The 20,268-nt window shown below is 66.0% G+C and carries 16 protein-coding genes and 2 pseudogenes; 7 read left to right on the plus strand and 11 right to left on the minus strand.

Annotated elements, in window-relative coordinates; translation table 11 throughout:
- Nucleotides 1-48: 48 nt before the first annotated feature.
- Nucleotides 49-1,389: a hypothetical protein gene (locus HUV60_RS15390; RefSeq protein WP_257850707.1), complete on the minus strand. Its 1,341-nt coding sequence runs from the start codon at nucleotides 1,387-1,389 to the stop codon at nucleotides 49-51.
- 222 nt (nucleotides 1,390-1,611) lie between these two features.
- On the opposite strand from HUV60_RS15390, the gene HUV60_RS15395 reads away from it, so the two are divergent.
- From HUV60_RS15395 to HUV60_RS15410, 4 genes are all read left to right on the plus strand, one after another.
- Complete coding sequence (locus tag HUV60_RS15395) at nucleotides 1,612-2,493, plus strand: helix-turn-helix domain-containing protein (protein WP_257850706.1); 882 nt, start codon at nucleotides 1,612-1,614, stop codon at nucleotides 2,491-2,493.
- On the plus strand, nucleotides 2,490-2,726 hold the full coding sequence (locus tag HUV60_RS15400) for a DUF397 domain-containing protein (protein ID WP_331461991.1): 237 nt from the start codon (nucleotides 2,490-2,492) through the stop codon (nucleotides 2,724-2,726). The genes HUV60_RS15395 and HUV60_RS15400 overlap by 4 nt, the downstream gene beginning before the upstream one ends.
- A gap of 29 nt (nucleotides 2,727-2,755) precedes the next feature.
- Nucleotides 2,756-2,887 carry a hypothetical protein gene (locus tag HUV60_RS15405; protein ID WP_257850705.1) on the plus strand — a complete coding sequence of 44 codons (132 nt, stop codon included), beginning with the start codon at nucleotides 2,756-2,758 and terminating at the stop codon, nucleotides 2,885-2,887.
- Nucleotides 2,888-3,156: 269 nt separating this feature from the next.
- Nucleotides 3,157-3,594: a hypothetical protein gene (locus tag HUV60_RS15410; protein ID WP_257850704.1), complete on the plus strand. Its 438-nt coding sequence runs from the start codon at nucleotides 3,157-3,159 to the stop codon at nucleotides 3,592-3,594.
- Nucleotides 3,595-3,898: 304 nt separating this feature from the next.
- Here HUV60_RS15410 and HUV60_RS15415 read toward each other — a convergent pair whose 3' ends face one another.
- Complete coding sequence (locus HUV60_RS15415; RefSeq protein ID WP_257850703.1) at nucleotides 3,899-5,278, minus strand: hypothetical protein; 1,380 nt, start codon at nucleotides 5,276-5,278, stop codon at nucleotides 3,899-3,901.
- A gap of 375 nt (nucleotides 5,279-5,653) precedes the next feature.
- On the opposite strand from HUV60_RS15415, the gene HUV60_RS15420 reads away from it, so the two are divergent.
- Nucleotides 5,654-7,375, plus strand: coding sequence for a DUF262 domain-containing protein (locus tag HUV60_RS15420; protein WP_257850702.1), 1,722 nt, complete (start codon nucleotides 5,654-5,656; stop codon nucleotides 7,373-7,375).
- Between the two features lie 25 nt (nucleotides 7,376-7,400).
- Nucleotides 7,401-8,069, plus strand: coding sequence for a JAB domain-containing protein (locus HUV60_RS15425; protein WP_257850701.1), 669 nt, complete (start codon nucleotides 7,401-7,403; stop codon nucleotides 8,067-8,069).
- 18 nt (nucleotides 8,070-8,087) lie between these two features.
- On the opposite strand, the gene HUV60_RS15430 is transcribed toward HUV60_RS15425, so the two are convergent.
- From HUV60_RS15430 to hsdR, 5 genes are all read right to left on the minus strand, one after another.
- Nucleotides 8,088-9,260, minus strand: a complete 1,173-nt coding sequence (locus tag HUV60_RS15430) for a restriction endonuclease subunit S (RefSeq protein ID WP_269441190.1) — start codon at nucleotides 9,258-9,260, stop codon at nucleotides 8,088-8,090.
- On the minus strand, nucleotides 9,235-10,743 hold the full coding sequence (locus HUV60_RS15435) for a class I SAM-dependent DNA methyltransferase (protein WP_257850699.1): 1,509 nt from the start codon (nucleotides 10,741-10,743) through the stop codon (nucleotides 9,235-9,237). The genes HUV60_RS15430 and HUV60_RS15435 overlap by 26 nt, the downstream gene beginning before the upstream one ends.
- A gap of 1 nt (nucleotide 10,744) precedes the next feature.
- Nucleotides 10,745-11,641 (minus strand): nucleotidyl transferase AbiEii/AbiGii toxin family protein, encoded by an 897-nt coding sequence (locus tag HUV60_RS15440; RefSeq protein ID WP_257850698.1) that lies wholly within the window; start codon nucleotides 11,639-11,641, stop codon nucleotides 10,745-10,747.
- Complete coding sequence (locus tag HUV60_RS15445; protein ID WP_257850697.1) at nucleotides 11,638-12,237, minus strand: type IV toxin-antitoxin system AbiEi family antitoxin domain-containing protein; 600 nt, start codon at nucleotides 12,235-12,237, stop codon at nucleotides 11,638-11,640. Before HUV60_RS15445 ends, HUV60_RS15440 begins: the two co-directional genes overlap by 4 nt.
- Before the next feature lie 85 nt (nucleotides 12,238-12,322).
- Nucleotides 12,323-14,788 carry an EcoAI/FtnUII family type I restriction enzme subunit R gene (gene hsdR, locus HUV60_RS15450; protein WP_257850696.1) on the minus strand — a complete coding sequence of 822 codons (2,466 nt, stop codon included), beginning with the start codon at nucleotides 14,786-14,788 and terminating at the stop codon, nucleotides 12,323-12,325.
- 253 nt (nucleotides 14,789-15,041) lie between these two features.
- Between hsdR and HUV60_RS15455 the strand changes: the two are divergent.
- A pseudogene (locus HUV60_RS15455) lies at nucleotides 15,042-16,039 on the plus strand (IS5 family transposase).
- 201 nt (nucleotides 16,040-16,240) lie between these two features.
- On the opposite strand, the gene HUV60_RS15460 reads toward HUV60_RS15455, so the two are convergent.
- The 4 genes and pseudogenes from HUV60_RS15460 to HUV60_RS15475 all read right to left on the minus strand — a co-directional run bounded on the left by HUV60_RS15460 (nucleotide 16,241) and on the right by HUV60_RS15475 (nucleotide 20,210).
- Complete coding sequence (locus HUV60_RS15460; RefSeq protein ID WP_257850695.1) at nucleotides 16,241-17,428, minus strand: IS701 family transposase; 1,188 nt, start codon at nucleotides 17,426-17,428, stop codon at nucleotides 16,241-16,243.
- Between the two features lie 6 nt (nucleotides 17,429-17,434).
- Nucleotides 17,435-18,883: a group II intron reverse transcriptase/maturase gene (gene ltrA / locus HUV60_RS15465; protein ID WP_257848168.1), complete on the minus strand. Its 1,449-nt coding sequence runs from the start codon at nucleotides 18,881-18,883 to the stop codon at nucleotides 17,435-17,437.
- 612 nt (nucleotides 18,884-19,495) lie between these two features.
- Nucleotides 19,496-19,648 (minus strand): annotated as a pseudogene (locus HUV60_RS15470) (IS701 family transposase); the annotation flags it as partial.
- A gap of 220 nt (nucleotides 19,649-19,868) precedes the next feature.
- Entirely contained in the window at nucleotides 19,869-20,210 is a 342-nt protein-coding gene (locus tag HUV60_RS15475; protein WP_257850694.1) for a LacI family DNA-binding transcriptional regulator, read from the minus strand.
- Nucleotides 20,211-20,268 lie beyond the last annotated feature (58 nt).

Below are 20,268 nucleotides of genomic sequence, written 5' to 3' on the forward strand. Positions count from 1 at the left end.
ACTCCTTCGGCTTCACACTGCCCCGGAGTACGACGACACCCACGGCGCCTACGACGCGGATGACGCCATGGCCAGGGCCGCTGGCTGCGAGCTCCAGGTCCGGAACTCATCGCCATAATCGCGTACCGCCGGGTGATCACGCCACGGCTCGGCCTGCTCGTGCAGGTCGCGGGAGCGTTGGTAGACGGAGCTGATCGGGGTGTCTCCGCACAGCCGCAGGGCCTCACGGCCCAATGCCATCGCGTGGTCGACGTCGGGCGTGCGCTGCTGCAGCAGCGCGGTGGCCACATCGAGGCGTACCAGCGAACGGCTCCAGGAGGAGGACGAGTGCTCCACCAGATCGTCGATGTGCTCGGCGTCGCGCAGTACCTGGGCCGTGTTGCGCAGCGCGACGTGTGACGTGACGGCGTTGGCCAGCGTCCTGGCCCGTCCGTACGGCTCGAAGGAGATGCAGGAGGTCAGCCCGACGGGTACCTCGTGGAGGCCGGAGAGGCGGAGTGCCTGTCCGATGGCTTGCTCGACGGCACGCCGGTCGCCGGTCTTGCCGAGGGCCCGGGCCCGGCCGTTGGCGAGCAGGCGGATGCACTGGGCGTGGCGCGGGGCTCGCTCGACGGCCGCGGCCGCGCAGGCGTCCGCCTCGTCGTACCGGCCGGCGTAGTAAAGGCTGAAGGAGAGCGTGCCGCACGCCCAGAGGTCGGTGTCCAGGTCGCCGATCTCACGGCTGAGTTCCCGGGCTTCGGTGCAGTACGCCTCCGAGAGCGCGAAGTCGCCCGTGTTCACCGCCATGTAGCCGAGCAGGCCGGAGGCACGGGCGGCGAGGCGGAAGAGCTCCCGGCGCGTGCGTGGGGGCTGACGGCCGTCAAGGAGGGTGTGGGCGAGCTGCCGCACCTGGCGGGCCTGGGGACGGAGGACGTACGGCCCGTCCTGTTCGTACCGGCTGGCGATGCCCTCCAGCGAGGAGTCGAGGAAGGCGAGCGTCGCGTCGTCGGCGTTGGTGGCCGTGAGCTGCCGGGTCCGGGTGACGATGTCCAGCGGGTTCTCGTCGTCCTCGCGTGGCAGAGGCGCACTCGTCGCCTGCTGGCCCGTGCCCGACTCCTCGTCGCGGTCGTGCGCGGAGTCGCCGTCGTACGCCGTGGAGAACAGCTCGGACACGGGTCTGCCCAGCATGTGCTCCAGCACCCGGCAGGCGTCAGGACGGGGCAGAGTCAGCAACTCCCCGCCGTACCAGCGGTCGAACTGACGTGGAGAGACCTGGAGGGACGCCAGTCGGGGGTCTCGGTCGAGCTCTGCCAGCCGGGCGGCGGCCCGCTCGTACTGGGCGGCGAAAGCCTCGTGCGTCGTCAGGTGCCGTTGCTGGAGCAGCTGCCGAAGCAGCGTTGTCCGTGGCATGGCCCACCCTCCTGGTGCGGCGTGCAGGACCGACGCGGAGGCGCGTGCCGGTAGCGCGGTCGTGGCCTGCTCGCCCATCGGTCGGCTGCGGTGCACGCCCATACGAACGTGCGACCGCGACTCCTGACAGCATGCCGACGCAACCACTAACTAGGCAATATGCCTGGTGAAGTTGACCCGTATGGGTTGTAGAGGTGTCTCCGGTACGGAGAGACTTCCACCATGGCCTTGAAGAGAAGCCTGGTCCCGCAGTCGGTGTACCGGCGACAGCTCGCGGCACGGCTGAAGGAACTGCGTGACGCGACCGGGCTCACCCTCACCGAGGTCGCCGACCAACTGGAGGTCAACCAGGGGTCACTGAGCCGGATCGAGAACGGCGAACGCGGCACGACGCCGGTCCTCGTCCGGGCACTGCTGGACCTGTACGGCGTCACGGACGACGACCGGCGCGCCGACGTGCTCGACCTCGTGCGAGCGGACAAGGAACAGCAAAAGCCCTGGTGGCGGAAGTACTCGACGGTGCTCACCCCGACGCGCTACGACGGGTACCTCGCGCTGGAGGCCGGCGCGACGCACCTCGCCAGCTACCAGCCGATGCTCGTGCCGGGGCTGCTCCAGACCGAGGACTACGCGCGTGCCGTGATCTCCCAGATGAGGAAGGACCTGTCCCCGCCGCAGGTCGAGTCCCTGGTCAGGGTCCGCATGGAGCGGCAGAACAGCCGCCTGGGTGGTGAGGCCCCCGCCAGACTCTGGGCGATCCTCGACGAAGCCGTGCTGCGCAGGACAGTCGGCTCCGATGAGGTGATGCGCGACCAGATGCGGAAGCTGGTGGAGGCGAGCGAGCGGCCGAACGTCACCGTGCAGCTCCTGCCGTTCTCGCTCGGCGCGCATCCGGGGCTTTACGGCCCGTTCGTCATCCTGACGTTCCCGCACCCCACGCCGGACCTGGTGTGGCTGGAGAATCCCAAGAACTCCGTGTATCTCGAGTCTCCACAGGACGTGGAGAACTACACGGACATCTTCGACCAGTTGAGGAGCACCGCCCTCGACCCGTCGGAGACCCGCACCCGCATCGCATGCATCAGCAAGGAGCTCGAAGAGTGAGCACGCCCAGCATGGCCGCCCCGCACGACGTCGATCTCGCGCAAGCGCGGTGGCGGAAGAGCTCGTACAGCGGGGGTGCGAACGACTGCGTGGAAGTCGCGGAAATGGGCGGACACGCCGCAGTGCGCGACTCCAAGAACATCAGCCGTGGGCCGTTGCTCTTCTCGAAGGCGGCGATGCGCGCGCTGGTCGGCGGGATCGCCAGCGGGGCAATCGGTGGGCATCGGAGCTGAGTAGAGAGCTGGGGTGTGAGGAGAAAGTCGTGACGGTCGTCGTGGGCGCAGGTATCTCGGGTCTCATGACCGGCGTGGCGCTGTCAGAAGCCGGGCTCTCCGCGCGTGCCGTGGCCGAGGGGGTTCCCGTGCGCACGTCGCTCGCGGTCGGCGCGATGTGAAGGCCGTATGTTGTCGAGCCTTGGGCGAAGGTCCGGGAGGGGAGCCTTGCGTCGCTTGGCGTCTTCAGGAGGCTCGCAGGGACGACGCGCCCGGTGTTTCTGTCACCCGGTGCTGACAACCGAGATGCCGCAGAAGATCATCAAAAAATGATGGAGGGTTCACGCACCGCTTGGAAGGGGCCGGGCCATCGGGGCCGCGAACACGTCGACGGCGCAATGACATTGAGGAAGCTAAGGTGGGATCCGTCGCCGAACTAGGGAGTTCCAGCATGGACCCGATCACCGCAGCGGCCCTCGCCGCGCTGGCCGGCGGTCTCGGCGGCGAAGCCGGACGTCAGGCATGGCAAGGACTCACCGCGCTGGTGCGGCGCCCGTTCGGGCGAGCCGCGACACAGGGAACACAAGACGACGGGACACCCCAGGTCAGCTCCGGCGAACTCGAAGTCGCCGCGCTGGCGGGTGACCCTGCCGACCCGATGCGTGCCCAGGCACTGGCCACCGCCCTCGGCGTACGAGCGGCCCTGGATGGAGAGTTCCGCGTACTGCTCGATGAGTGGTGGCAGCAGGCACAAGCCAGCTCCTCGGGCGGCGACGTGCACAACAGCATCAGCGGCGGCACCCAGAATGGCCCAGTGCTCCAAGGCCGGGACTTCTCAAGTCTCACCTTCAACATGACGCGCAACACAGCCTCCTCCGAAGGAGACTGATCGGAAGGAGGCTGGGCAGAGCTCGCAGCGGCGCGTCACCAGGTCGGGCGACTGGGCGAGTCAGCCGCCGCATGCCGCCCGGAACGCCATGAGCGTGTCAGTCAGCTGCTGCCTGAAACTCGGCCCCTTCCTTGTCCGGGTGGCTGCCACGGCGGCCCGATCACACGCCTGACTTGCTGCACAGATGTCGCCGGAAGCACGAGGGCGCCCTTCTTGAAGCCGGTGTCGATGCCGTGTCGGCTCTCCTCAGATCCCGGAATCCGAACGTCACAGCAGGGGGTTCCTGATCGATCTACCGGGGGAATCACTCAGACTGCGCGTTCAGCCAAGCCTCCATAATCATCGACGCCTCCTTTTGCTCGGCCGCGGACTGTTCTAGATCTTCTTCCCATTCCACACAGCTAAACAGCCCTATCTGCCGCCATTCATCCAACGGAGCTTCGAGGCCCTCACCATTGGCCTCGTCGAGAGCGCGCCTTGCCGCGCTGTAGACCAACCGCAATTCGGCTCCGACGACATGGTATTCATCGTGTACCGGAAGAAGCCGCTCATGCAGGGGCAATTTCCTGTCTACCTCGACATATCCGAGGTAACTGGTAACCGCTTCACGCATCGCTTCGTGCAGGTCCACCGTCTGCCCTTCACTGAGCCCAGAAACGGTAGCGACGGCGAGGTTACTGGACCGAATCAGAGTAGTAAGCCCAGGCACTGTGAGGGACTTCAAGAGGGCGGGTTCCCGAGCAAGGAAATGAGCAGCGAGGTCAGCGGCCGCCACACCGTTACGGTCGAAGAGTAGACTCGCGACGGCCATACCCAGATCACGCCGATACTCGGGGACGACCCGTGAGACCTGGGTCAGCACATCTCGGTCGATCTGCCCGGGAAACACCTTATCTTCATCAAATAGTAGAGCGATACTCTTTCGGCTCACGGTTTCCCTTCCCTGCAGTTGATCACCGTAGAGCTGCGACAGCTCCGACCTTGACAGTTCGTTACGAAAGTCCGCCCAGGTCAAACCGGGCGGCTCCGGCAGAACAGATCTCTTTGCATAATCAAACTGAGCCTGCGCCAGGGTTTCCGGCTGCCCGAACACAAGCGCCGAGATTCGAATATTCCCCTCTTCCGATACCGACGCCACAGTTCCGATACCCGAGACGATAAGCGGCTCCCGAGCAGCTTCATGGAGCGTTGTATTCGCCGTCGCCGTCGTAAGCCAACGCGGGTCGAAGGTGATGATCACCTTCCTTGCCCCGAGAGGGAAGACGAGGTGGGGATCCTTGGTCAGGACTCCAGTCGGCTCCTTCAGCGGAACCTCGGGCGGGTTATTGCAGCGCATAGCGCTTTCGAAGGAGACCAAAAGGCCACGATGCACCTTCTCTGCCGTGCGCTCGCAGAGCGCAACCGCCTCCGCGTCCCATGTCTCGAACAAGGGGCGAACGATCCGGACGAACTCCCCTGGCGCCATCCCCTGCCCGCCAAACGGTCTCGTGCTGTCGAGTCCGGCTCTCCTTGCCGCAGCCGCCACCGCGTTGCCCTGCGTGAGCATCGCTACCCGTGGCAGGTTGACCAAGTCGACACTGGAAAACCGGGCTCGCCAAATCTGTGACGATCTGCGCAATTCCTCGGCGAGGGCCTCGTCGGTATGCTCGGCTACCGGCAGCGGGCCTGTCATTGTGATACTCACGTCGCCGTGGATCGCCCCTGCTTGGATGGCTGGGCCAGCCACCTGCCCAGAGAGGTCATTTCTGACATCAGACGGTTTCGGGGAGGCGCCCTCTCCGCCCCCTACTTGCTCCACTGCTGCCTCCCGCTCATTCTCACGCCACGTGACCAGCCCACCTGACAGGCAGTAAACACCATCTGCCGTACTCGCAAAGGGTGTTCAGGTCGACCGAAGGCTGCCGGCGTCCGGCCGCCGCGCGAGTGAACTCTGCTGGGCACGACAGTGCCGAAGCATCTGTGCTGAGCCGGTCTCGAGCACGTCTGTCTGTCAGTGCTGCTCCCTAGGATGCACAGTGAACACTCATCCAAGGATTACGGCACACGGGGGGCATGCTCAGTGAGCGCAACAGGCCGCAGGCGCCAGTCCGCTAGCCCGGAACCGACGATCGTGCCGGTCTCCCGGCTCGCCGACCGTGTGCTGACCGGCGAGATCGTGCTGCCGAAGTACCAGCGGGCGTTCGTGTGGGGGCCGCACCAGATCCTCCACCTCCTGGATTCGGTGCTGCGCAACTACCCCATCGGCAGCCTGCTGCTGTGGGACACCACGGAGCAACTCGCCAGCGAGGAGACCGTCGCGGGCTTGGACGTGGACCCGCCGCGTCCAGGTCGCCCGGTCAAGTACATTCTCGACGGCCAGCAGAGGCTCGCCAGCATCATCGGCGCACTGCACGGCGGCACCGGCTCCTGGGACATCGCCTACGACCTGGAAGAGGAGCGCTTCTTCCAGCGCACCCCGGAGAGCCCGGCCGGACCGCACATCATTCCCATGCGGAAGGTGAGCTCGGCGGGATCCCTCTTCGGGCAAGTGGCCGAGTTGTCCCCCGAGCTGCGCGAGCGTGCGACCGAGCTGTACGAGCAGTTCGCCAATTACCTGGTGCCAGTGGTGACCTTGGACCACATGTCGGCTGAGGAGTCGGCGGAGGTCTTCGTACGGATCAACAGCACGGGCACGACGATGAACATCGTCGACGTGGCGCGGGCCGGCACATGGAGCCCCGACTTCGACCTCAAGGAGGAGATCGAATCACTGCTCCAGGTCCTCGACGCGAAGCGCTACGGCCGGGTCGACACCAAGACCATGCTCCGCACGATCGCGGTTGCCTCCGGATTCGGGTTCTCCACCAAGGACATCAACCGTCTGAGAGAACTCGACAAGGAGCGGTTGCGGGAGGCTGTGGCCGAGGCAGCGAAGGCGGCCGAGCGGGCGGTGGACTTCCTCAGCACCCAGATCCGTACACCGAAGGCCGATGCACTGCCCTACTACAACCAGTTCGCGGTGCTCGTCGAAGTGTTCCGGCAGCTACCGAAGCCATCGTCCGCGCAGTACGACGCGTTGCGCCGCTGGTTCTGGCTGACCGCGAGCGGTGAGTACTTCAAGGGCTGGAGCGAGGCCCAGATGGGTCCCGATCTGCAGGCGATCACTTCCTTCGCCAAGGGCGAGGCCCAAGAGATCGAGACGGGAGCGGCACTCCCGCGGAGCGCCGTGTGGCGGCGGAGCGCTTTCTCCAAACGGAATGCACCGAGCAAGCTCCTCGCTCTCCTCCTTGCGTACGAGGACCCGCTGGATTTGCTCACCGGGCAACGGATCGACGTGGGCAGGGCCTTGTCGTGGCAGAACGACAAGGAGTTTCACCACTTCTTTCCCAAGGCGTTTCTGCGGTCGCGCGGGGTGAGCAGTGCCGGGGCGAACGTCTGCGGCAATCTGGTCATGCTGACCTCCCACAGCAACATCTGGGTGACCGACCGGCCGCCCTCGCAGTATCTGCGGGACCTGGCCGATATCGAGGGCGAGGGACCGCTACGTGAGCGGTTGAGCACCTGCCTGGTCGAGGAAGACGCCTACCAGGCGGCACTGCGGGACGACTACGACACATTTCTGCGCGTGAGGTCGGAGACGTTGCACCGGCGGTTGATGCAGTTGATCGGTGGAGCGGCGGGACCGGTGAGTTCTGCCGCGAGGGGTGAGGTGCAGTCATTGCCCGATGACGAGGGGCTGGAGGAGGAAGCGGACTCCGACTCCCTCCTGGACGAACCGATCGACCGCGATTCTGCGGACTGATGGATGAGGTGGGGACGGAATGCGGATGGCGGATGTACCGGTTGCTGACCGGCCCCGGGAGCGGCTGCTGGACCGAGGAGCGGAAGCGCTCTCCGACCGCGAACTCCTTGCCCTGCTGATTGGCTCAGGCACGGGCGGTTGCGATGCGGTGGAATTGGCGGGGCAGCTCATCGCCCAGCACGGCGGGCTGTACGAACTGTCCCGGACACCGGCACACGAGCTGATGGCGGGGCTACCGGGGATGGGGCCGGCGAAGGCGGCGCGCGTCGCGGCCGCCTTTCAGTTGGGGCGCCGGGCAGCACCAGCCGAGGCCCAGAGCCGGCAATACGTTCGCGGATCCGCCGACCTGGCCAGGATCGCAGCACCGCTGCTGAGGGGCTTGAGGCACGAGCGGGTCGTGGTCGTGGTGTGCGACGCGGCTGGCGCGGTACTGCGGAAGGCTACGCTGACCGAGGGCGCGGTTGACCGCTCTCTTCTTCCTGTCCGCGATGTGCTGGCCCTGGTCCTGGCCACGAGCGGCACGGCCTTCGGCGTAGCCCACAACCACCCCACAGGCAGCGTGGAGCCCAGCGAGCCCGACCGCCGCGCGACAGCCCGCCTGGCGGCGGGAGCGGAAGCGGTCGGGCTTCGGTTCCTGGACCATGTGGTGGTCACGGACCGGGAGTGGCGGCGGGTGGAGGCCACCCCCGGCTGAGAGTCAGCTCCGGGCTGGCTACAGCTGCCCGGAGAACGCGGCGTTGAGGAGGGCGGGGCGGACAGCAGTCAGAAGGTCGTCACGGTGGCGCTGGCGGTCATCAAGGGTCCGAACTTTCTGCATGAATGCATTGAGATCGGCGACCGCCTGCTTGTGGCGGTCGCGCGGAATTCTGGGAATCTCCATGGCCATGAGAAGACCAGAGCGAAGGCGCGGAAGCTGGAGATTATGAGTGGCATTTAGGACCTTATCCAGAGTGGATTTGCTCCGCAGGCCGGCTGCAAGAAGCTCGCCAGGCATGATGCCGTTAGGGCGCAGTACATACTGCTCCACACTGCACAGCCCAGCACGGTCGGCAAGCCACACCTTGTTTAGATAGGGGCGCAGGTAACCATAGAGAACATCCCCCGATGCGAACCTGAACTTACGCCCCTTCTCATCACCGAGCGGGCGTGATCCGATTCGCGTACCGAAGTGTGGCGCAATGTGTTCCAGGCCCACGAACTCTCTGGCCGGGCTTGGGTCGTCACCAGGATGGACAGTGTCGCTTACCAGTGCGCAGGCATCGTCCACTCTGACGGTGCCGGTTGCCCAGCGGCCGAGTACCTGATCGAGCCCAGCTACTGCGAGGCGGCGACTATTTTCCGAGCCAGGAGATAGCGCAACCGTTGTGTCAAATTTTGACATGAGGATGTCGAGCTTGTCGGCGACGCGGCGTTGCTCGCTCAAGCCGGGCAGGGGGACTTCGATACTCAGGAGCCTCTGCGCGCTAACCCGCTCTCTGCGGGCCCCGATACCCTTCGACTCGCCCTGTAGCATCTGCCAGAACGTCGGCCACGAGCAAAGATGCTTGAGATATCGGGGTTCAGCTTCACTCTTCACCACCTCGAACGTCGGGAACTCAGCTGACGCGCAATACCCATCAAGCTCTTCCGGTACGAACGCGATTGCACCCTCAAATGCCTTAAGTCTACTCATCACAAGATTCCCCGCTCGCAGACGATTGAGGGTCTTGTAAGAGGTTTCATTTCCGCTAATGGCGTCACGAGGAAATGCGCCATTCCCGAATCCCCGAACTCCGGCGATTCGGTATTGAGTATCTGCCTCAACGTCCACCTGCTCCAATGCGGGCGACAGCCCGCACCCGAGCGGACGCAATGGGTACTTACTCAACGCTTCCCCCCAGCTCATCACGCAGCTCCCCCAGCAGCCCCAGAATCTCGCTCTCCGTCTTGATGAGCTCGTTCACAAGCTCCTCCGGAGAGCGGTGAGTCAGACCCTCTCCGACGTGTGGGTTAGGGATGTCGAGGTTGAACCCAGCTTTCGCAATCTCAGTCGCCGATACCTTCCATGCATTTTCTCCCTCTTCGCGGCCCTCACGCATCGCGCCGCCCCACCACTCCACGCACGGGGCGAACTCCTCGAACCGCATCGGCTTCGTCTTGGTATAGCCGCGGCGTCCTTCCGGCAGCGGGACCTCGTAGAACCAGACCTCCTTCGTCGGTTGCCCTTTCTCGAAGAACAGCAGATTCGATGGGATCTGGGTGTACGGCGCGAACGCGCCCTGGGGCAAGCGGACGATGGTGTGCAGGTTGCACTCCTGCATCAGCTTCTGCTTGATACGAGCTCCGATACTGTTCTCGCCAGTGGCGAAGAGACTGCTGTTCGGCAGGACGATCGCGCAGCGCCCACCCTTCTTCAGCTGGTCAAGGATGGCGTGCAGGAAGAGCCACGAAGTCTCCTGGGTCTGGTAGCCCTTCGGGAACTTCTCGACAACCGACCGTTCTTCCTCACCGCCGAACGGCGGGTTCGTCAACACCACGTCCACCCGGTCCGCTGCGGTCGCGTCCCGCATCTGCAGCAGGGCGTTTTCTCGCACCAACCGCGGCGCGCCGATACCGTGCAGCAGCAGGTTCATGCTGGCCAGGAGGTACGGGAGAGACTTCTTCTCGATTCCGCGGATGTCGTCGTGCAGCTGCCTGCGCTGGGTGTCGGTCTCCACCCGCTGCACCAGGTCCTCGTACGCCTGGACCAGAAAGCCACCTGTACCACAGGCCGGGTCGAGGATCGACTCCCCGAGTTCGAGGAAGGACTGCTGCACCATGAAGCGGTTGACGGGGCGAGGGGTGTAGAACTCGCCGGAATCGCCGGCTGCGTCTCGCATCTCCTTGAGGATCGACTCGTAGAGGAACGCCATCGTGTGGATGTCGTCCGAGGAGTCGAAGTGGATCTCGTCCACCAGGTTCACCAGGTCCCGTAGGAGGGTCCCGGACTGCATGCGGTTGTTGACGTCCTTGAAGATGGTCGACAGAACGTTCCGTGGGTCCTCGGCGTCGCCGTCGGCGCCCTTCAGTCCGGCAAGATGCGGGATGAGTTCGTCGTTGACGAAGGTCTTCAGTTCGTTGCCGCTGAAGTCCGGCTTCGTCGCCCAGTCCTCCCACCGGTACGGCTTCTCGATCGCCGGACGATAGTCGGGGTCGAGTAGCGGTCCCACCTGTTCGACACGCTGGTCGAACGCCTTGAGGAACAGCAGCCAGGAGAGCTGGGGAAGGCGGTCGAGGTCACCGTTGAGGCCGGCGTCCTTGCGCATTGTGTCGCGCGCCGACTTGATGACGGACGCGAGCCGCGCCCGTGACGTGGTGGCCGCAGCCGCCTTCTTCTTGGTGGACGCCATCTCAGTCTTTCTGCTTCGGTTCGGCTTCGCCGTTGTCATATGCCTCGCGCCAGAATCCGCGCACCAGGTCGAGCGCGGCGTCGAGTCGAGGGGGAGTATCGGTGAGGTCCTCGGCCAGTTCGGGGTAGATCTGGGCCCAGCTCGGCGGTGGTTCGGGGAGCACCGCCGGCACCTCATGCGTCGCCCGTACGGCGAATACATGCCGTACGGCACCAACCACGGATGTGTCTGGGGCTAGGCCGCTCTCGATGAGTAGTACCAGGTCCACCAGGTCCTTGACTCTGGTATTGGGTCGGTCGCCGTAGTCGCGGGTGAAGGCGTGCAGCTTCTCGGCGAAGTGCTGGCGACGGTCCACAGCCTCGATGTCTCGGGGCGGAGTTCCGGCGAAACCCAGGGTGTTGGGCAGCGGAAGCCTCTCTGTCAGGGCGATCTCCTCTCCCCGTGCGACGACATCGATGCGTACGGTCGCGAAGATCCTGCCCGCCAGTCGGGACTCGACGGAGAAACGCCAGCCGCCCCTGCCTGCCGTGTCGGCCTTGAGCTCGATGGGAGGGGACACCTGGAACAGGAAGCCATCCCTGTCCGCGTCCACTGCGAGCACGTCGATGAGGAGTTCACGCACTGCTGGGCCGTCAAGTCCTGGTTCTCCGTCCGGGCGGGCAGCGAGGTCCATGTCCTTGGTTGTGCGCGCTCTGCCACGCAGACGGAACTCCATCACCGCCCCGCCCTTGAGGACCCAGCCAGCTGCCGGGTCAGCGGAGAGCCGGGCTGCAACTCGATCAAAGACAACGAGACGGCGCCGCCTAGCCAGGTCTGTACCGGTATCGGCTGCCTGCTGCTTAAGCCGGACCTCAAGGGCCCGCCGGAGCGCGGTGGCGTCACGATAGCGATCGGTCACTGCGCCTCCTGAAGCGCCCGCTCGATACCGAGTTCCGCTCGCGCGCCCAGCCGCTGGGCCGTGTGCAGGAGGCGTCGCCGGGTGGCCAGCCCACGCTCCAGAGCCTCGGCGACGGCGGAGTCCACTACGTCCTGGTCCACCTGCGCGGCCGCGCACTCGATGATCGCCCGTACCGGTGTCGTCACTCGGTAGCCGTCGCGCTCCTCGATCTCGTCCTGGGCGAGTTCGGTCCGGTGAAGGATCACGGCATCGTCTTTCTGCCGAAAGCCGGGAGGGACTGTGAAGTGGATCTGTGAGGGGTTGGCGGTCCCCAGGTCGTGGACAGACAGGGCGGTGGTGTGGGAAACGATCGCGCGCCCCTTGCTCCACAGGGACCAGCGGACGAGATGGTCGTCCTCACCGCCTGGCAGAACGTCGAACTCGCGGAAGCGGTAGATGCCACGGTCGACCGCCGTCCAGTTGCCGCGCTGGGCGTGATACCGCTGGGCTTGATACGAGTACCCAGCCTCAAGCGCCTGAGCTGCTGTGAAGTAACCACGCTGCCCGCCAGCGATACGCCAGAGGGCAGCCCTGGTGTCCGTACGGTCCCTGAGCACCTATCCAGCCTATCAGGGGCGAATACCTAACAGTCGTCTTTAGTTTAGCGTGAGCTACCAACATCAAACTAAAGTTTTATTTTACTTACGAAGCTTCCAGTAGCCGCTTACTCAGCTCGTCAATGGCCGCGTGCAGAGGCTTGGCGCCGCCGAAGCGGTTCGCCAGCTCGACCACCGAACCCATCTCGGTGAAGGGGCGCACCCCGAGGGTTTCCGGCTTGAGCTGGGGCGAGCCATGCTCGGCGAACTTCAGCAGCATCTCCTCCAGCACCTGTCGCGCTTGAGGCTGGAAGGACTCCAGGAAGTCCCGGTGCTCGTGCAGGAACCGGTACAGCCGTTCCTCCCGGCTGACCAGCGGCAGTCCCCAGGCGACGTTGAGGAGCAGGTCAACCGGATCGACATCCGGGCTGCCGAACTCCGCAGGCAGTTCCTCCGCCTCCACGTCGGCGGTGTGCAGGATGACCATGAGTTCGCGTCGGCTCTTGGCGACGGCCCACTGGGAGCGCAGCTTGTCCGGTGCTAGGTCGAGTTCGAGTACGCGGTCGTGTACCCACTGCTGGATGGTCACCAGCCTCATCGTCCGGCCGTCCGTGTCGAGCTGGTAGCGCCGCTCGCCCCACTTGTAGACATGGACCCCGTTGACCACGTAGCGCCTGCCGCGGGATTGGATGCGGTCCACCTCGTCAGGGTCGTCCACCCTGTCAGCGGCACGGGGCTCGTCGAAGCTTCCGCCGTCCATCTGGTCGTACGCGGCCTCGCGCTCGGCCACGCTCTCCGGGGCGATCTCGTCGCCGTCGGGGGTCTCCGGTGCGCTCCCGACCACATGCCCTTGCTCGTCGGCGGTATCGCGTACAACGCGGAGCGGAGGACCGTCGAACCCGGGGTCGTTGAAGAGCCGGGTGGCCTCGACGAAGTCGATGATGTCGAAGGATCCCTTGCCGATCTCCGGGCACAGACGGGTGCCCCGACCGATGGTCTGTTTGAACTCGGGCATCGAGCCGATGCGCCGGAACAGGACGATGTTGCGTACGGCCGGCAGGTCGATACCAGTGTTGAGCAGCTTCGACGTCACGGCGATCACTGGTTCGTCGGAGTCGTCTTTGCGGAAGTCATCCAGCAGAGCCCGGCCATGGGGGCCGTCGGCGTCGGTGATCCGCACGACATAGTCGTGGTGCGCCTGCACCTCCGCCGAGGCCGCGTTGAAGAGGGCCGTGCGCATGCGTGCGGCGTGGTTGTTGTCCTCGCAGAACACGATGGTCTTGCCGTGCTTGCCGTCCTCCGCGGTGGAGCGCAGGTAGTCGATGACGTACTGCGCCGCCGCCTCCGTGCGCTCCAGGATCACCATGACCCGCTCGAAATCCTTCGGGCCATAGACGCCCTCCGGGATCTCGTTGCCGTACTTGTCCCGCTGCCCTGGCTCGGTCTGGTAGCCCTCCATGTCCACGTTGAGCCGGACCCGGCGCACCCGGTATGGGGCCAGGAAGCCGTCCTCGATGCCGTCAGCCAGCGAGTAGGTGTAGACGGGCTCGCCGAAGTAGTCGAAGGTGTCGGCCTCCTTCTTACTGATCGGGGTGGCGGTCAGCCCGAGCTGGGTCGCAGGTGAAAAGTGCTCCAGCACGCGACGCCACTGCGAGTTGTCCCGGGCACTGCCCCGATGGCACTCGTCCACGATGATCAGGTCGAAGTAGTCGGGTTCGTAGCGACGGAAAAGTTCTTCCTCATCGCCCTTCTCCAGCGCCTGGTAGAGGGCGAAGTAGATCTTCCGGCCCCGCACGGGTTCGCCGCTGATCTTGTGGACGTCGTCCTGGCCGAAGACGGGGAGGAAGTACTTGTCCTTGGGGTCGTCGACAAGCATCGAGCGGTCCGACAGGTACAGAACCCTGGGCTTGCGGCCCGAGATCCACTGGGACCTGTAGAGCTTGGCGACCGTCTGAAGGGCCACCATGGTCTTCCCCGTACCGGTGGCCAGCACAAGGAGGATCCGCTTCTGCCCTGCGGCGATGGCCGCCAGGGTGCGGGCTACCGCGACGCGCTGGTAGTAGCGGGGCCGCTTGGCGGTGTTGTCCGAATTTCGCAGTGTGTGATCGTAGAGGGCGGCCAGGAGTTCGCGTCCGACGCTGGAGTCCGCCTGCTGGTCGGCCAGATAGCGGCTCCACAGCTCCTCGGGCGTGGGGAAACGGTCGATCTCCCGGATCGCGGGAGCAGCACCGCTGTAGTCGATCTCGACGATCTGCCGGCCGTTGGTGGCGTAGGCGAAGGACAGCCCGAGCTTCGCGGCGTACCGACGAGCCTGCTCCACACCGTCGTTGGCATCGACGCGGTAGCGCTTGGCCTCGACAACCCCGATGGGGACGTCCGGCGCGTACTCCAGCACATAGTCGGCAACCAGAGGGTCGCCGTAGACGTGCCGCTTCGGCGTGGGTGTGAGCCGCCCGTCGTTGATGCGGAACTGCGGGCGAATCTGATCACTGGTCCACCCGGAATCCGCGAGGGCAGGTATAACCAATGCCCGGCACGTCTCGTCTTCTGTCATCCCCTGCGCAGCTGTCACCACACGGAGAGTAGTGCCGCTGATCGCGGCTGTCCTCACCCTTGGCGAGATCCAGCCTCTCCCTGACGTGGAGCAGACGATGTCGCCCCCGACAGCTCGCTCGGACCGGAGGACACGCCCCGCGCGCGGCGCGGCCCAAAGCCCTGCCGCCCATGCCTGCATCCGCACGCGAGCTAGGTCCTGTCTGAGATTCAGATCATGAGTTAGGTGGATCGCCTGCGCGCGGAGGCTCGGTCTTGATAGGTCATGAGTCATGGCGCGAGGCGATCTCACCGATGAGCAGTGGTCCCTGGTTGAACCCCATCTCCCGTATGCCGCGGTCGGGCCCATCCCTGATCTGCGAAAGTACTTCAACGCGGCGATGTGGCGGTTCCGCACCGGGGCTCCCTGGCGTGATCTGCCGACCGAGTTTGGGCCCTGGCAGAGTGCGTACGACCGCTTCCGGATCTGGGCGAAGCGGGGCATCTTCCAGCAGGTGATGGAAGCGATGATCGCCGAGGCTGCCGCCCGTGACCAGGTTGACATGGGTCTGGTCAGCGTGGACTCGGCAACCTCCCGCGCTCACCACCATGCCGCCGGGATGGTCCTCGATCCCGAGCAGCCGGCGGCCCTTGAGGCCGCCGCCGAAGCGGAAAAGGGGGCGGCAAGGAGGGGCAACAGCCGCAGGACGGACAAGGTGATGCCCAAGGCGAAGACGAGGCACGTACCGAGCGACGACGGATCCGCAGACGGCGCCGGGCCCGGTTGAAAGCCGCTGAACTGGGACGTTCCCGAGGCGGGCTGACCAGCAAGATCCATGTTGCGGCCGATCGCCGGTGCCGGCCGCTGGTGTTCGTCCTCACCCCTGGACAGGCGGGTGACAGCCCGCAGTTCACCGCGGTCCTCAAGCGGATTAAGGTCCGCGGCCCCGTCGGACGCCCCCGGACCCGGCCGGACGCCGTGGCCGGGGACAAGGCGTACTCCTCCCGGAAGAACCGCCGCTACCTACGCATACGCGGGATCAAGGCGGTCATTCCGGAGAAGGCCGACCAAGCCGCGAACCGCAAGAAGCGCGGCAGCGCCGGCGGCCGACCCATCTCCCACGACGCCGAGCTGTACAAGGACCGCAACACCGTGGAGCGCTGTATCAACCGGCTCCGCAACTGGCGTGGCATCGCCACCCGCTATGACAAAACCCCGCAGAGCTACGAAGCCGGACTCCATCTCTGCGGCGCGATGCTCTGGATCCGCAGCATCACACCGCACTCATGATCCGAATCCCAGACAGGACCTAGTACTCCAGCCGTAGTTCGGTATCTGGGCTGGTCAGCGGCCTGGTGGCGTGGAGTGTAGCGGGGACGCCGGGTGCGCGGGACGGACTTTGCCACCGCGCCCCGGCTAATAGGTAGCCGCGTCGTTCGTAGTGGCTCTGGCGGGCGCGTGCCTGGTGGCGTCGTCTCCACCGTGACCAGTTCAGGGTGTGGCCGCGGCGTGTGGGGCGGTGCGGGGGTTCAGCTGCCAGGAGACGGCGGATCTCGGCCGGCGTGAGGTCCACGAGGTCGGGAGTGTCGTCGTCGGGGCCCCTTTTTCGCGTTCCTGGGCGGCCATGGCGGCGAGGAAGGCGTGGGCGAGCATGGCGAGGGTGATGTGCCGGTACCAGCCGGTGTAACGGCGGACCTCGTACTCGTCGAGGCCGCATTCGTTCTTCGCGGACTGAAAACATTCCTCGATCTTCCAGCGGCATCCGGCGATCCGGGCCAGGTCGGCGAGCGTGGCGTCCAGCGGGGCGCTGGCCAGGAAATAGGCGATCTCGTCGGGCTTGCTGATGCTGCGCCGGGCCAGCATCCACCGTCTGCGGGTGGGCTTGTCGCCGTCGCGTTCCTCAACGACGGGCAGGAGGGCGCCGGCCCAGTCGTAGGAGCGCTCACCTTTCGCTCCGGGGCCGGCGGACAACCGTTGCCAGGCCTCCGGTGGGGCCTCGCGGCGGATGCGGTCCTCGATGCGCGGGCCGTGGACCTGCTGGGACTTGGGGACGGCCACGACGTAGTGGAGCTTGAGGTCGTCTTCGAGGAAGCGGCGGAAGCGGCTGTCCTGGCCGTAGGCGGCGTCCGCGGTGACCCACCGGAACCGGAGTGGGGAGGCATGGGCCCGGCGGATCATGTCGCGGGCGAGGTCGTTCTTGGTGGCGAAGGCACGGTCGTCGGGAATGTGGGCGGCCCGGCAGCGGTCGCGGTCGTCGGTCCAGGACCTGGGCAGATAGAGGTCACGGTCGACGAGGGCGTGTCCCCGACTGGTGGCATAGGCGGCGAACACGCCGATCTGGCAGTTCTCGGTCCGCCCGGCCGTGCCGGAGTATTGGCGCTGCACTCCGGCGGAGGTGATCCCCTTCTTGACGAAGCCGGTGTCATCGACAATCAACACACCGTCTTCATGGCCGAGTTGGTCGGCGACGTACTGCTGGAGGTCGTCGCGGACACGGTCGGCGTCCCAGCGGCTGCGGGAGAGCAGGTACTGCAGGCCGTCCGGGGTGGCGTGGCCGGCCCACTCGGCGAGCTGGTGAGGTCGACTCGGGGCGCCCTGCTGGTGTTTCCACCAGCGGGTTTCCCCGAGCCGCCTCCCGAACCGGACGTGCCCGCTCTCCAGGCATCCGGCTCTCCACAAGCCCTCTCAGACGGCCGCGGCCGTCGTGCTCCCACTGGGCCAGGGCGAGGGGATCTTGTTCCCGCGATACAAATAGCGGTTGGTTCGCACCTTCGCGCACCTGAACAAGACCACCTCGTCATCAGCAGGCCACCATCGGCCCGCGCAGTAACGACGGCGAAGACTCTTCCAGTTGGACCGGCGGTGCTTTCGCCGCAGCCACCCGAAGACCTGCCGCCAGGTGAAGGCCGACAGGTACTGGAAGGTCGCGGACGACACCCCGTGCCGGAAGTACGCCGTCCAGCCGCGCAACACCGGGTTGAGATGGTGCAGCACGACTGCCAGCGGCAGGTTCGTGTCCTGTCGGCACAGCGTCTTGACCTTCTCCTTGACGGCTTGGAGGGCCTTCTTGGAGGGGTAGAGGTAGACGTAGTGCTTCTGGGTCCCACGTTTGCGGTGACGCTGGAGGCGCCACCCGAGGAAGTCCAGCCCCTCGTCGATATGGGTGATGGCCGTCTTCTCCACCGACAGACGCAGTCCCATCGGGGCGAGTACTTCCGCCACCTGGGTGCGCATGTCTTCGGCCTGCTCGCGTGTCCCGGTCACGGCGATCAGAAAGTCGTCCGCATACCGGAAGAGCCGGTAGTTGGGCAGATTCTGCCGACGTCGCCGGGCCCGCTGGCCTTGCGTGGAGTTCGGCCCGCCCGGACCGGCCGCGATGAACTCATCGAGAACCGACAGGGCGATGTTGGCCAGCAGCGGCGAGAGGATCCCACCCTGCGGAGTGCCGGAATCGGTGTCCTTGGACTGGCCAGCCTCGCTGAGGATGCCCGACTTCAAGAACGCCTTCACCAGGTCAAGGACGCGCCGGTCTCCGACTCGGCGACGCACCCGGCCCATCAGGGCCGCGTGGTCGATCGAGTCGAAGCACGCCTCGATGTCCCCCTCCACCATCCACTCATAGGAGTTCTTGGCGAAGTGGTGCGCCTCGGCGAGCGCGTCGTGAGCCCGGCGCTTCGGGCGGAACCCGTAGGAGCACGGGAGGAAATACGCCTCGAAGATCGGCTCCAGTACCAGCTTCAGGGACGCCTGGACCACCCGGTCCCGCACGGTCGGAATACCCAGCCGACGGCGCTTGGCCGTCCCCGGCTTGGGGATCATCCTTTCCCGCACGGGAAGCGGACGGAAGGTGCGGTCCTTCAGGTCGGACCGCACCTCGTCGAGGAATGCCTCGACGCCTTGCCCGTCCTCCACGGAACGGGCCGTCTGCCCGTCCACTCCGGCCGAGCGAGCGCCCCTGTTCCTCCTCACCCGAACCCACGCGACCAGCAGGAACGCGGGATCAGCAACGAGATTGAACAGGTCATCGAACCGGCGATCACGATCGTCGGTCGCCCAACAGTGCAGTTTGGTCTGCATCTCCAGTACCCGGCGCTCGGCCTTGAGCAGCCCGAACTCCAGCGCGTCGGTATTCACCAGCGACCTCCTGGCATTGCAGCATCCTCCCTGCCGACTTGCTGGCCCCCTTCGCCATGCACGGAGCTTTCCTCCGCTCGGACTACTACGAGGCCTCCGCCCCACCTGCGGACCTCAGCCGGCAACGGGCCTGCCCTCCTCGCCGGACCGGCTGTCCGGAAGGAAAGGGCGACCGCAGGCGGTTCCCACGTTCACCATGTGCCGATCGGCCAGGTCGGCGTCCCGCTACTACCCCGGCAGCATCACCACGCCTACGCCGCAGACCTTCAGCGTGGCCTCCCCACCGGCAGTTGGAGACCGGCTTCGGAGTTGACCGCCCCAGCCGAAGCAAGCGGTCACGCACTGCACCCCGGGCCCATATCCGCCAGATTGGAGCCCGGTGACAAGACTTACGGGGCTTTACACGGATTCCTCTTCGTACGCCTTCTGGCCTTGCTTGCCGAACCCGACGCGTCTGGCAGTACCGCGCCGTCCCGGCGTTGTCAGGGCTGCTTCCCGTCCTCACCGGCGTTCCCCGGCCCGGACTGCCCTCAGCTTCTACCCGGCCGCTGCGACGGCCCGGCGGTAGAGGTCTCCCACCTCCACTCGGTCACATGGCGCCTCGTGGCGCACCCACCCGTTCTTGCGGTCGACCGGGGCGAGCAGGCCGCGTACGTAGTCCCGCATCCGCTGCCGGGGCTCGATCCGGGTGAAGCGGCTCCCGGTCCGCAGGAAGAGTTCTTCGAGTTCCCGGTCCCACGCGCTCGTCGGCGCATCGTTGAGCATGCCGAGGGATTGCTCGGACCCGCTCACAGGCATGCGGCACAGGCACTCGTTCGTGGGCGCGGTGGCAAAGTTCCTCCCGCGCACCCGGCGCCCCCGCTACACTCCACGCCACCAGGCCGCTGACCAGCCCAGATACCGAACTACGGCTGGAGTACTAGGGAGACCGGCCCTGACTGCGTTGCATCTGGGTGCGATCTGGGTGTGATCTTGAAACGGGGTGTCACCGCTCGGCGGCGCGCTGCTGCAACATCCGGTCGAGGATCGGGGCCGGGGAGCGCGGGGCGAGGAGCAGCCGGTCGTCCAGGGACTCGTGCCAGACCTCGGTGAGCTGGTTCATGAGGAGCGCGCGAATGGTGTCCGTCACGTGGGTGTACCGGGCGCTGACCGATCCGTCCTCGTGGCCCAGGCCCTCGTCGGCCTCCCGGGCGAAGCTGGCCTGCCGGACGAACCCCACCTCCGCGATTGCCTTCTCCACGCGCTCCCGTGTGGCCTGCCTCACGGTGTCGGGACGGTTGAGCACGTTGGACACCGTGCCGGTGGACGCCCCGGCGAGGGTGGCCACCTCCCGGAGGGTGGGCCCCGCCGGCCTCGTGCCGCCGTGGCCCCGGCCGCTGAACACG

Source organism: Streptomyces sp. KMM 9044, from assembly GCF_024701375.2.
GTDB lineage: Bacteria > Actinomycetota > Actinomycetes > Streptomycetales > Streptomycetaceae > Streptomyces.